At 70.5% G+C, this 12,247-nt stretch carries 12 protein-coding genes; 11 read left to right on the top strand and 1 reads right to left on the bottom strand.

The window, feature by feature from the left end:
• Positions 1–5: 5 nt before the first annotated feature.
• The 7 genes from JL475_RS22735 (at position 6) to JL475_RS22705 (ending at position 7,738) form a co-directional block, all read left to right on the top strand.
• On the top strand, positions 6–362 hold the full coding sequence (locus JL475_RS22735) for a DUF397 domain-containing protein (protein ID WP_202279674.1): 357 nt from the start codon (positions 6–8) through the stop codon (positions 360–362).
• Between the two features lie 208 nt (positions 363–570).
• Positions 571–879, top strand: a complete 309-nt coding sequence (locus tag JL475_RS22730) for a hypothetical protein (RefSeq protein WP_042174769.1) — start codon at positions 571–573, stop codon at positions 877–879.
• A gap of 201 nt (positions 880–1,080) precedes the next feature.
• On the top strand, positions 1,081–1,911 hold the full coding sequence (locus JL475_RS22725; RefSeq protein WP_202279673.1) for a hypothetical protein: 831 nt from the start codon (positions 1,081–1,083) through the stop codon (positions 1,909–1,911).
• Positions 1,901–3,250 carry a hypothetical protein gene (locus tag JL475_RS22720; protein ID WP_202279672.1) on the top strand — a complete coding sequence of 450 codons (1,350 nt, stop codon included), beginning with the start codon at positions 1,901–1,903 and terminating at the stop codon, positions 3,248–3,250. The genes JL475_RS22725 and JL475_RS22720 overlap by 11 nt, the downstream gene beginning before the upstream one ends.
• Positions 3,247–4,806, top strand: coding sequence for an SCO6880 family protein (locus tag JL475_RS22715; protein ID WP_202279671.1), 1,560 nt, complete (start codon positions 3,247–3,249; stop codon positions 4,804–4,806). The genes JL475_RS22720 and JL475_RS22715 overlap by 4 nt, the downstream gene beginning before the upstream one ends.
• Positions 4,807–4,818: 12 nt before the next feature.
• Complete coding sequence (locus tag JL475_RS22710) at positions 4,819–6,228, top strand: ATP-binding protein (protein WP_202279670.1); 1,410 nt, start codon at positions 4,819–4,821, stop codon at positions 6,226–6,228.
• 31 nt (positions 6,229–6,259) lie between these two features.
• On the top strand, positions 6,260–7,738 hold the full coding sequence (locus tag JL475_RS22705) for a type VI secretion protein (protein ID WP_202279669.1): 1,479 nt from the start codon (positions 6,260–6,262) through the stop codon (positions 7,736–7,738).
• Positions 7,739–7,749: 11 nt separating this feature from the next.
• Here JL475_RS22705 and JL475_RS22700 read toward each other — a convergent pair whose 3' ends face one another.
• The gene (locus JL475_RS22700; protein ID WP_202279668.1) at positions 7,750–8,334 is read right to left on the bottom strand and encodes a GNAT family N-acetyltransferase; all 585 of its coding nucleotides are present in this window, start codon (positions 8,332–8,334) and stop codon (positions 7,750–7,752) included.
• A gap of 94 nt (positions 8,335–8,428) precedes the next feature.
• On the opposite strand from JL475_RS22700, the gene JL475_RS22695 reads away from it, so the two are divergent.
• From JL475_RS22695 to JL475_RS22680, 4 genes are read left to right on the top strand one after another with little or no spacing between them, the layout of a single operon-like run.
• Positions 8,429–9,364, top strand: coding sequence for an ABC transporter ATP-binding protein (locus JL475_RS22695; RefSeq protein WP_202279667.1), 936 nt, complete (start codon positions 8,429–8,431; stop codon positions 9,362–9,364).
• A complete protein-coding gene (locus tag JL475_RS22690) occupies positions 9,361–10,161 on the top strand; it encodes an ABC transporter permease (RefSeq protein ID WP_202279666.1) in 801 nt (266 codons plus the stop codon). Before JL475_RS22695 ends, JL475_RS22690 begins: the two co-directional genes overlap by 4 nt.
• A 47-nt stretch (positions 10,162–10,208) precedes the next feature.
• Complete coding sequence (locus JL475_RS22685) at positions 10,209–11,501, top strand: sensor histidine kinase (RefSeq protein WP_202279741.1); 1,293 nt, start codon at positions 10,209–10,211, stop codon at positions 11,499–11,501.
• Positions 11,498–12,169: a response regulator transcription factor gene (locus JL475_RS22680; RefSeq protein WP_202279665.1), complete on the top strand. Its 672-nt coding sequence runs from the start codon at positions 11,498–11,500 to the stop codon at positions 12,167–12,169. Before JL475_RS22685 ends, JL475_RS22680 begins: the two co-directional genes overlap by 4 nt.
• Positions 12,170–12,247: the final 78 nt, after the last annotated feature.

Below are 12,247 nucleotides of genomic sequence, written 5' to 3'. Positions count from 1 at the left end.
CGCCCATGTCCCACTGGCAGAAGTCCTCGTACTGCGGCGAAGGCGAATCCTGCATACACGTCGCAGCCACCACCGCTCCCCGGGCGGCCATCCACATAACCGAGTCCGCTGATCCCAGCGGAGCGATCCTCACCACCACGCCGGACGACTTCCTGAACCTCCTTCAGACGCTCAAGGAGGAACGGGAGGTGGCGGCCAACCGACCCACCGCCATCGACGTGACCGTCGGCGACGACCTCACCGTCCGTATCCACGCCGACGCGACCCCCGGGACCACCGTCACCACCGACCGACACCGGTGGGACACCTTCGTCCTCGGCGTACGCGCGGGTGAGTTCGACCATTTCGTGGCCGAAGCGTGATACACAGAGTGACGATACGACTCATCACCCATCGGCTCGCTCCCCTCCCGGGGACCGGCGCACACCGGTGAGAAACTTTCTTCATACGAAACCCGCCAACTAATGACGCCGAGTCGCCATCCGACGGCGCCATCGTCGGCGACAATGAGGCCTGACCTCTGCATGTCCGCAGGGGGCACGGAACGACCCGACAGGGGCGGTGACTTACATGTTCTTTGCGGCCGACGAGGGAGACATCAACACCATCATCGGCGGGATCGCTCCCGACTGGGGCCCCTTCGGCAGCTTGGGCAACGAGGCCAAGGTCATGATCGAAGTGGTCATGGCGCTCGCCATCCTGATCTGCCTGGGCATCGCCATCTGGGGAGCGGCGAAGCAGCGCATCGGCGCGACGGCGCTGCGCGACACCTTCAGCGCGGAGCAGGGCAAGGGCCTGATCATCGCGGGCCTGACAGGGGTCTTCATCATCGGCTCTCTGGGCACGGTGTTCACCATCGTGTACGGAATGGCCGTGTAGGAGACCCACCATGCCTCCGACCGGGCCCGTCCGGCCTCCCCTTCCACCCCACCCGCCCGTCGCGCCCACCGGTTGAGGTTGCGTTTCCCTGATGTCGACTCATAACACCGCGCCCGCGCGGGGACCAGCACGGCTACCGTCGTACATGGAGTACGCGGAGTACGAGGTGTTTCCGCACGACGCTGAGGGGGCGTACGCGGCATGAGTCTCGGAGACGAACACGGGAACTCCGGTGGGTACGGCGGTACGGGCCAGACCCACACCCGCCTGCCGGAGGCCGACGTCAGCCCGTACGCCGGTGGGCGCAGAGGTGGCCGCACGTCGTCGCGCAGCCTGGTCACGGTGGTCGGCGTGGTGGTGCTCCTGATCGCCGCGATCGCCTTCGCGAACCGTGGAGGAGACGATTCCTCCACGGGCGAGGACGACGACTCCCCGAAGGCGGCGGCAACGGCCCCCTCCGGGAAGAAGCCGGTCCAGTCGAAGGAAGCCGGCATCCCCTCAGGCTTCGCCCACAACCGCCAGGGGGCGGAGAGCGCGGCGGCGAACTACTCCATCGCGCTGGGTTCCGCCGAGTTGTTCAACAAGGACCGCCGACGCGAGATCGTCACCGCCGTCTACGCCCCCGGCATCGCCGCTGCTCGTCAGGCAGATCTTGACCGGGCCTACTCCAACCAGGAGTTCCTGACGAACATCGGTCTCGACAAGGACGGCAAAGCACCCGCCGGCCAGACCTTCGTCTCCCGAGTGGTCCCGGTGGGCACCAAGGCCACCAAAGCCACCGCCGACGAGGCCACCGTCGAGGTCTGGTACACGTCCTTGTTCGGCCTGTCCGGCGAGGGCTCGACCAACCCCGTGACGGAGAGCTGGTACACGACCACATATCAGCTGACGTGGATCGACGAAGACTGGAAGGTCACGGACTTCCAGCAGAAGGACGGCCCCGTCCCGGTCGGGCGCGATCAGAAGGCCTCCACTGCCGACGACATGACGAAGGCCGTCGAGGAGTTCGGAGGGTTCACCTATGCGCGCTAACCACCGCTTCCTCAGGCTCACAGCCGCCGTTGCCGTCGTACAGGGTGCAGTGGTGCTGTTCGCCCCCCGAGCAGCCGCCGAGCCCACACCGAACCCGACGGGCAGCAACGATCCCTGCGATCTGATCCGCGGCCCCGCCAAGGACTACTGCGACCGCGACGGCGGAGGAGGCTCCGGTGGCGGGTCCGGCGGAGCCGGCAGCCTCAACGACCCCACCACCGCCCTCGACCCCCTCGCCGCCCTGGCAAGGGGCTGCGCCGACGCCGCCGCCTGGACGATCAAGAAGCTCAGTACCGCCGTCGACGAGACGGCCGCCGTGGACTTCACCAACCCGACGTTCCGTCAGCAGTACGCCGTCGTCTTCGCGGCGTCGACGATCCTGACGCTCCTGCTGTGGCTGCTGGCCGTCGCCAAGCGGGCCGTACGAGGCGTCCCCCTCACGACCGCCCTCTCGGAGGCCATCGGCTTCCTCTGGCTCACGGTGCTGGCCTCCGCGTTCACCCCGCTGATCCTCTACACCGTCGTGTCGGCCACGGACAGCGTGACCGACGTCCTGGCGGCGGCGACGGGCAACCAGACGGACACGTTCTTCGGCACGTTCGCGGGCGCCCTGGAGAAGGGCGAGGGCATCGGCGGCGGCCCGATCATGCTGATCATCGTCTCGCTGGTGTCGATCCTCGCGGCCGGTGTCCTGTGGCTGGAGCTGGTCATCCGCGCGGCCCTGCTCTACGTGGGCGCACTGCTCGGCACCGTCGTGTACGCGGGGCTGGTCGACAAGAACCTGTGGGGGCACGTCCGGCGCTGGGCGGGCATCATGATCGCGGTGATCCTGGTGAAGCCGGTCATCGTCATCGTGCTGGGCCTGGCGGGCGCGCTGTCCTCCGACGACGGGCCCAACGCGTTCTCCGCCGTGGTGTCGGGTCTGGCGATCATCCTGCTGGCCATCTTCGCCAGCGCGATGATCTACCGCTTCGTGCCGGGCTTCGGCGACGAGATCGCCAACTCCCGCAACAACCGCATCATGCAGGGCGCCGAGAGCAAGGCCGCCGCGGTCATGAGCTCCCCGGCGACCATGGTCGCGCAGGGCATCAAGACCCACAGCACCCGCGCCGACAGCAACGGAGGCGGCCAGTCCTCGTCGTCCGGCCCGCGCCCCTCCAACCCCGCCTCCGGCGGAGTCGCCGCGCACAGCTCGCGCCCCTCGAACAGTGGCGGCGGATCTGTCCCCTCCGCCGCACCTGCCGCACCCGCACCCCGCTCGGGCAGCCCGGTGAGCACGCCGCACGCCGGCCGGAGCAACAGCAGCAGTACCAACAGCACGGGAGGTGAAGGGCGTTGACGACCGATTCCCACCTGTCCCATCCGGTCACGCCCCGCCGTACGTATCTGATCGGCCGGGCCCGGCCGAACGCGATCGTCGGCCGCAATCGGGAGACCGGGGAGATCGCGCTGATCGTCCTGGGCGCGTTCTTCGGCATGATGGCCGGTCTCCTCGTCCCCGTGCTGTCCGTACGGATCGTGCTGCTCGCGGGCCTCCCGATGATCGCGCTGGCCGCCGTGTACGTGCCGTACCGGGGCCGCACGTTCTACAAGTGGTTCGAGATCAACCGGAGCTACCGGCGGACCGTGCGCCAGGGCACGACGTACCGCTCGGGTGTCGTGGAAGCGGGCACCCGGCTGGACGGCCGGGAGGTCGAGGTCGGGCCGCCGCCCGGGATCGGGCGGATCACCTGGCTCTCCGCCCCGTTCGGGCCCGACGAGATCGCCGTACAGCTGCACGCGGACCGCAAGACGGTCACCGCGGCCATCGAGATCGAGGGCCCCGGTGTGGGCCTGCGCGACTCCGAGGACCAGGAGGCGCTCGTCGACCGCTTCGGCACGCTGCTCAAGCACGTGGCGAACGGCGACGGCTTCGTGACCCGCATCCAGATGCTCGCCCGCACCCTGCCCGCCGACCCCGACGCGCACGCCAAGGACGTCGCCCTGCGTGGGGACGAGAAGGCACCGCCGTGGCTCCAGCAGTCGTACGACCAGCTGCAGTCGATGGTGTCGACCAGCAGCGAGCAGCACCGCGCCTATCTCGTCGCCTGCATGCACTACACGCGTGAGCTGGCCGCCGAGGCCAACGCGATGGCCCGCGCGATGCGCACCCAGAACCGCCGCAAGGTGGACCGGGACGCCGGACTGGCCGTCGTCATGGCCCGTGAGCTGACCGACATCTGCTCCCGGCTCCAGGAGGCCGACATCCGCGTACGGCAGCCGCTGGGCCAGAGCAGGCTGTCCTCGCTGATCCACTCCATGTACGACCCGGACCACCCGATCGACCACATCCAGGCGATGACCAAGCGCAACGCCTGGCCGGCCGAGCTGGACGCCATGGAGCCCACCTACCTCCAGGCCAAGACCCGCGAGTCGTCCACCCGCGCCCCCTGGTGCCACGCCACGGCCTGGATCAAGGAGTGGCCGATGACCCCGGTCGGCGTCAACTTCCTCGCCCCGCTCCTCGTCCACACCCCGGACGTGATCCGCACCGTCGCCGTCACGATGGACCTGGAACCCACCGAGGTCGCCATCGAACGCATGCTGACGGAGAAGACCAACGACGAGGCCGAGGCGTCCCGCGCCGCGAAGATGAACCGCACGGTCGACCCGCGCGACATCGCCGCGCACGGCAGGCTCGACCAGCGCGGCGAGGACCTCGCCAGCGGCGCGGCCGGCGTCAACCTCGTCGGCTACATCACCGTCTCCTCCCGCAATCCCGAGGCGCTGGCCCGCGACAAGCGGACCATCCGGGCCTCGGCCGGAAAGTCGTACCTGAAGCTGGAGTGGTGCGACCGCGAGCACCACCGCGCCTTCGTGAACACGCTCCCGTTCGCCACCGGCATTCGAAGGTAGGGGCTGAGTCCGATGCGGGATCCGCTGTCCGTCGTCACCGACGCCTTCACGTCCTTCCTGTTCGGGAAGGTCGAGACGACACGGCTGCCGGTGCGCACGTCCACCGGCCAGGCGCAGGCCGTCTACCTGCCGACGGCCGCCCCCGGCCTCGGCGACTCCGGCGTCATCATCGGCCGCGAGGTCTACTCCGGCAAGGGCTACATCTACGACCCGTTCCAGCTCTACGGCCAGCAGCTGCCCGCACCGCACTGGCTGGTCCTCGGCGAGTCCGGCAACGGCAAGTCGGCCCTGGAGAAGACGTACGTCCTGCGCCAGCTGCGCTTCCGCGACCGCCAGGTCGTCGTCCTGGACGCCCAGGGCGAGGACGGGGTCGGCGAATGGAACCTCATCGCGCAGGAGCTGGGCATCACCCCCATCCGGCTGGACCCGACGGCCGCCCTGAACCACGGCATCCGGCTCAACCCGCTCGACCCGACCATCACCACGACGGGCCAGCTCGCGCTGCTGCGCACCATCATCGAGGTCGCGATGGGCCGCGGCCTCGACGAGCGATCCGGCTTCGCGCTCAAGGTCGCGCACGCCTACGTCACCGAGACGATCGTCGAACGCCAGCCGGTCCTCACCGACATCGTCGAGCGGCTGCGCCACCCCGAACCGGAGTCGGCGGAGGCCATGAACGTCGCCATAGACGACGTACGGGCCTGGGGCCTGGACGTCGCCCTGGTCCTCGACCGGCTCGTCGACGGTGACCTGCGCGGCATGTTCGACGGCCCGACGACGGTCGGCATCGACCTGGACGCGCCGCTGATCGTCTTCGACCTGTCCCACATCGACCGCAACTCCATCGCCATGCCGATCCTGATGGCGATCGTCGGCGTCTGGCTGGAGCACACCTGGATCCGCCCCGACCGGAAGAAGCGCATCTTCCTGGTCGAGGAGGCCTGGCACATCATCAACAGCCCGTTCGTCGCCCAGCTGTTCCAGCGCCTGCTGAAGTTCGGCCGCCGGCTCGGCCTGTCCTTCGTCGCGGTCGTCCACCACCTGTCCGACGTGGTGGACGGGGCTGCGGCCAAGGAGGCCGCGGCCATCCTGAAGATGGCGTCGACCCGGACCATCTACGCCCAGAAGGCCGACGAGGCACGGGCGACGGGCAGAGTGCTGGGCCTGCCCCGGTGGGCGGTGGAGATCATCCCCTCGCTCACCCCGGGCATCGCGGTCTGGGACGTCAACGGCAACGTGCAGGTGGTCAAACACCTGATCACCGAGACCGAGCGCCCGCTGGTCTTCACCGACCGCGCGATGACCGAGTCCTCCGCCGACCTGTCCCACGACGCCCTGCTCGCCGCCGAACTGGAGGCGGAGGAGCGGGCGGCGGCCTTCGTGGAGCAGCACGTCGGCGACTCCCGGTCGACGGTGGCGTAAGGGCGTCGGACTACAGGGAAGGGCAACACGCGTGAGACCGGACGGTCACGGCCACGGGAACGGGCGCAACGGCCAGGGCGGAGTCCCGGACGGGTTGCTGGTCGGGCTGCTCGCGTTCCTGCTCGGCATCACCCTGCTGGTCTGGACGGCCACCGGCCTCGCGGGCCTCGTCGCCCGCGGCTCCTGGCCGTCCGGCGTCACCTTCACCCGCACCCCGGTCGCCATGCGGCACCTCGTCGCCGAACCCCACGACATCCCGGGCGCCTGGCCGGACACCCCCGCCTCCGCACTCTCGGGGTACGGGCTGTTCTGGGGCCTGTTCATCGGCCAGCTGATGCTGTTGCTGGTCCTCACCATCTTCGTCCTGGGCACGGTGGCCCGGTGGCGGGTGGTACGGGCCCGGCGGAAGGCGGAGCGGGCGGCGGGCGCGACTGCTGCGCCGGAGCCGGTCCAGCACGAGGTACCGACGCCGAGAGCGGCACCCGAGCCCGTACGGGAACAGGAGCGGGAAACGGCGCCGCTCCCCGGCACGGCACCGCCGCAGGAAGCCACCTTCACCGAAGCCCTCCCGCCTTTGGCGGCCTCGGCCCACCCGGTGTTCTACGGCTCCCCGGACACCCGGCACACCACCGCCGCCTCGGCCGTACGGGACGCGGAGGGCCCCGCCCTCGTCGTCACCTCCAACCCCTCCCTCTGGACGGAGACCAAGGACGCGCGGGCGAAGCTCGGCCCCACCCACCTCTACGACCCGACCCACCTCTGCGACACCCCGGACCGTCTCCACTGGTCCCCCACGGCCGGCTGCGAGGACAAGGACACGGCCGTCGCACGCGCCGCCGCCCTGCTGGCCCCGGTCCGCCCCGCCTCCCGGCTCGACCAGGCCGTCAGCGACACCGCCCAGACCCTCCTGCGCAGCTACCTGCACGCCGCCGCCATCGACGGCCGCACCATCCGCCACGTCCACCGCTGGGCGCAGGGCACCCAGGTCCAGGACGCGGTACGCGTGCTGCGGACCAACCCCAAGGCCGCCCCGGGCGCCGCGGGCGAACTCGAGGCGACCCTCACCGCGTACCCGGAACGCCGGGACATCGCCCAGCAGTTGACGACGCGTGCGCTCTCCGCCCTGCTGACGGTCAACGTCCGCGAGGCCTGCACCCCGAACCGAACTGATGCCCTCGCCCTGGATTCCTTCGTCCACGAAACGGGCACGCTTTATGTGGTGGGTGAATCCATCGAGGATCCCCGCACCCAGCCGGGTGCGATGCCGTTACTGACGGCCCTCACCGCAAGCGTGGTCGAGCACGGCCGGCGCATGGCCGAACGGTCATCCTCCGGTCGGCTCGACCCACCATTCACGCTGGTCCTGGACGACGTGGCAGCCGTGGCCCCGCTCCCCCAGCTCCCGGAGCTCCTGACCACCGGCGCGGACCGGGGCATGCCCACCCTGGCCCTCCTCCGCTCCCGCGAACAGGCCCGCACCCGCTGGCCGCACGACGAACTGCCGGTGTAGGCGCCGCAAGGTCAGCGCTCGACGACCATCTCCAACTCGTGCTCGTCCGGCTTCCCCGCCAGCGGCAGGCTCACCCCGCTCTCCACGAAGCCCGCCTTGCGGTAGAAGCCGAGGGCACGCGCGTTGTCCGGGTGCACGATGAGCCGCACCCGCTCCAACCCCACCCCCCACGCCCACTCCAACGCGGCCTCGAACAACGCCTTGGTGAGCCCGTTCCCCCGGTGCTCGGGCCGTACGAACACCCCGAGGAGATGCCCCTGCCGCCGCTCGACGGTGAACCCGGCCAAGTCCGTGGTACCGGGCTCCTCGACCAGCACGGCGACCGACCCCACCCAGGTGCCGTCCGCGGCCTCGGCGATGAACTGCCGCATCCCGTCCGCACCCTCGGCCGCCCGCGCCGTCCGCTCCTGCCAGTACGTGTCGGGCCGCGTCACCGCCGTCTCGTACGTCTCCAGGAAGGCGATGTCCGCGACCGGGTCCCGCAGCGCGATGAGCCGCAATCCCTTCACCGCGGCCCACTCCTCGGCCCGCACCTGCCGGATCACATAGTCCTCGAAGGCGGTGCCGATCCCCGCCCCGGAACGCGTAGTAGTCATGCCGGCCACCGTAGTACCGGGGTACCACCGCCCTCACCCGAAATACTGCCCGTGGTCCGACGCCCACCGCCCCCGCGCGGACGAGCATCGAACCATGATTACGGCACAGGAACTCACCAAACGCTACGGCGACCGGACCGTCGTCACCGACCTGTCCTTCACCGTCCGCCCCGGCACCGTCACCGGCTTCCTCGGCCCGAACGGCGCCGGCAAGTCCACCACCCTGCGCATGATCCTCGGCCTGGACGCCCCCACCCGCGGCCACGCCACCGTCACCGGCCGCTCCTACGCCACCCACCCGGCGCCGCTGACCGAGGTCGGCGCCCTGCTGGAGGCCCGCTCGGTCCACCCTGGCCGCACCGCCCACCACCACCTCCAGGCACTCGCCCACACCCACGGCATCCCCAGGAGCCGCGTCGAGCACGTCCTCGCCCGGACCGGCCTCACCGAGGTCGCCCATCGCCGGGTCAAGGGCTTCTCCCTCGGCATGGGCCAGCGCCTCGGCATCGCCGCCGCGCTGCTCGGCGACCCGGCCGCGCTCGTCCTCGACGAACCGGTCAACGGCCTCGACCCCGAGGGCGTCCTGTGGATTCGCACCCTGCTCAAGTCCCTGGCCGCGGAGGGCCGTACGGTCCTCGTCTCGTCCCACCTGATGAGCGAGATGGCTCTCACCGCCGACCGTCTCGTCATCATCGGGCGCGGCCGGCTCCTCGCCGACACCACCATCACCGACTTCGTCCGCCGGTCCGGCGCGGGCACCGTCAAGATCGTCACCCCGAACGCCACCACCCTGGCCGGCCTTCTCGCCGCCCCCGGCGTCACCCTCGCCACCGACGCGCCCGGAAGCCTCACGGTGCGCGGCACGGACGCCGAACACATCGGCCGCACCGCCGCGGCCCACGGCATCCCCCTGTACGAACTCACCCCGAACACGGCCTCCCTGGAGGAGGCGTTCATGAACCTCACCCACAGCGCGGTCGAGTACACCGCCACCACCGCCCCGGACATCCCGGAAGGAGCGGCAGCATGACCTCCACCGCCGCAGCCACTGTCACCACCGCCCCCTCGTACCGGGTGACTCCGGTCCGCGTCCTGCGCTCCGAATGGCACAAGCTGTGGACGCTCCGCTCCACCTGGATCAACCTCGCCGCCACCGCCGTCCTGACCCTCGGCATGGGCGCGGGCATCAGCGCCGCCTATGACGGCAGCGGCGAAGGCGGCCTCGACACGGTCGTCTTCGTCCTCCTCGGCACCCAGTTCGCCACCATCAACCTCGCCGTCCTGGGCATCCTCGCCACTGCCGGTGAGTACTCCACCGGCCAGATCCGCGCCACGATGACCGCGGTCCCCCGCCGCCTGCCCGTCCTGTGGTCCAAGGCCGCCGTGCTGGCCGTGGTCGCCTTCGCCCTCAGCCTGTGGACGAACCTGCTCACCTTCCCGCTGGCCCAGTCCTTCCTCACCGACACCGACCAGGCGGCCGCCCTCGGCGACCCGGGCGTCCTGCGCGGCCTCGTCGGCAACGCGGCCGGCCTCACCCTCCTCGCCGTCATGGCCCTCGGACTCGGCGCCGTCGCCCGCTCGATCCCCCTCGCCACCGGCGCCTACATCGGCCTCGTCATGATCGTCCCCGAGGTCCTGCGGATGCTGCCCTACTCCGTCGTCGACGACGCCGTCCGCTACTTCCCCGCCAAGGCCCTGGAGTCCCTCACCGCCGCCCAGCACGGCCCGGATGCGGCGGATCCCGGCGCCGCCCTGCTCGCCCTGACCCTGTGGGCGGCGGCCTCCCTCGCGGCAGCGGCAGTGACCCTGCGCCGCCGGGACGTCTGACCGCAGTGGCGCCCACCGTGTTCCGCCCGGCGGCCGGACCGACCACCATGAACCTCGTGGCGAACGACGACCAGAAGAAACCCGCGGCGGAACGGCCGGCGGAGCGGCCATCAGAACGGTCGGCGGAACCCCTCACCCAGTACATGCAGCGCCTCAACCAGCGGGTGCGCGCGTTCGACCGGCGCCACCCGCTGCTGTGGGACCTGCACTTCACCGGCTTCTGGACAACGGCCGCCCTCATCGACTACGTCGGCGGCGGATGGCGCAGCATCACCCACAACCCGGACGCCCCCGGTCGGCTCCTGCTCGTCCTGAGCCTCGGCCTGTCCGTCCCCCTCCTGTGGCGCCGCACCCACCCTGCGGCGGTCCTGCTCGCCATGGCACCGTTCGCCCTGGTCAACGCCTGGTCCGGCGCCGTCCTCCAGGCAGCCCTGCTCCAGCTCGTCGCCGTCTACCACATCGCCCTGCGCCTCCCGCTCCGCAACCTGTGGTGGGCAGCCGCTCTGATGCTCACCCCCGTGGTGATCTCCACGGCCCGTTACGGCGAGGGCGACTGGAACCAGCAGATCGGCTCCCAGCTGACGTCCATCGTCGTAGCCGTCCTCATCGGCATCACGGTCCGCACCCGCCAGAACTACACCGAAGCCCTGGAAGACCGCGCCCACCGCCTCGAGATCGAACGCGACCAGCAGGCCCGACTCGCCGCCGCCGCCGAACGCGCCCGCATCGCCCGCGAGATGCACGACATCATCGGCCACAACCTCTCCGTCATCACGGGCCTGGCCGACGGCGGCAAGTACGCGGCCACCAAGTCCCCGGAGCGCGCCTCGCAGGCCCTGGACGCCATCGCCACCACCAGCCGCCAGGCCCTCGGCGAACTACGCCGCCTCCTGGATGTCCTGAAGGACGAGGGATCGGCCCACCCCGCCGAGCTCACCCCTCAGCCCGCCCTCGCCGACCTCGACCGGCTCATCAACGGCGTCCGTAACGCGGGCCTGCCCGTCCACACCACCGTCGAGGGCCACGCCACGCTCCCTCCGGGCCGCCAGCTCACCGTCTACCGGGTCATCCAGGAAGCACTCACCAACACCCTCAAGCACGCCGGCCCCGACGCGGCCTCCGAGATCACCATCACCTACGGCGACCAGGGCGCCGTCACGGCCACCATCACCGACACGGGACGCGGCACACCGACCACCATCCCGTCCGACGGCCGCGGCCTCCCCGGCATGCGCGAACGAACCGCCCTGTACGGGGGCACACTTGAGGCCGGCCCACGCCCACACCCCGAGCAGGGCTGGCGCGTCCATCTGCACCTCCCGGAGGAAACCCCGCAGTGACCACCGTCCTCATCGCCGACGACCAGCCCCTCCAGCGCTTCGGCTTCCGCATGCTCCTGGAGAGCCAGGACGACCTCACGGTCCTCGGCGAGGCGTCGAACGGCACGGAAGCGATCCGTATGACGGCAGAGCTGAACCCCGACGTGGTCCTGATGGACATCCGCATGCCCGGCCTGGACGGCATCGAGGCTACCCGCCGCATCGTCGCCACCGGCAACCGCACCCGCGTCCTCATCCTCACAACCTTCGACCTGGACGAATACGCATACGCAGGTCTCCGCGCCGGCGCCTCCGGCTTCCTCATCAAGGACGCCCAGCCGGAAGAACTCCTCTCCGGCATCCGCTCCGTCGCCACCGGGGACGCCGTCGTCGCGCCCGGCCTGACCCGCCGCCTCCTCGACGCCTACGTCCACCATCTGCCGACCGGGGGCGACGAGGTGGACGTGTCCCCCGACGACCCACGCCTGTCCGCCCTCACGGAGCGGGAACGCGAGATCCTCACGGTCATCGGCCGGGGCTGGACCAACACGGAGATTGCCACCCGCCTCCACCTCGCCGAATCGACGGTGAAAACACACGTGGGTCGCATTCTCGCGAAGACGGGCTCAAGGGACCGCATCCAGGCAGTGATCCTGGCGTACGACACGAAACTGGTCGAGCCGTCCTGAAATGCAGAAAGCCCCGCACCATATCGGTGCGGGGCTTTCCCACGATTTGTTCGGCGGCGTCCTACTCTCCCACAGGGT

Source organism: Streptomyces sp. M2CJ-2, from assembly GCF_016757295.1.
Classification (GTDB): Bacteria; Actinomycetota; Actinomycetes; order Streptomycetales; family Streptomycetaceae; genus Streptomyces.
This window is presented reverse-complemented; position numbering and strand designations above follow the sequence as displayed.

Bases quoted from the DNA above. Each gene is read 5' to 3' on its own strand.
- JL475_RS22725 (WP_202279673.1), top strand. From the start codon at position 1,081: ATGAGTCTCGGAGACGAACACGGGAACTCCGGTGGGTACGGCGGTACG.
- JL475_RS22700 (WP_202279668.1), bottom strand. From the start codon at position 8,334: ATGACTACTACGCGTTCCGGGGCGGGGATCGGCACCGCCTTCGAGGAC.
- JL475_RS22730 (WP_042174769.1), top strand. From the start codon at position 571: ATGTTCTTTGCGGCCGACGAGGGAGACATCAACACCATCATCGGCGGG.
- JL475_RS22720 (WP_202279672.1), top strand. From the start codon at position 1,901: ATGCGCGCTAACCACCGCTTCCTCAGGCTCACAGCCGCCGTTGCCGTC.
- JL475_RS22710 (WP_202279670.1), top strand. From the start codon at position 4,819: ATGCGGGATCCGCTGTCCGTCGTCACCGACGCCTTCACGTCCTTCCTG.
- JL475_RS22690 (WP_202279666.1), top strand. From the start codon at position 9,361: ATGACCTCCACCGCCGCAGCCACTGTCACCACCGCCCCCTCGTACCGG.
- JL475_RS22685 (WP_202279741.1), top strand. From the start codon at position 10,209: ATGAACCTCGTGGCGAACGACGACCAGAAGAAACCCGCGGCGGAACGG.
- JL475_RS22735 (WP_202279674.1), top strand. From the start codon at position 6: ATGTCCCACTGGCAGAAGTCCTCGTACTGCGGCGAAGGCGAATCCTGC.
- JL475_RS22695 (WP_202279667.1), top strand. From the start codon at position 8,429: ATGATTACGGCACAGGAACTCACCAAACGCTACGGCGACCGGACCGTC.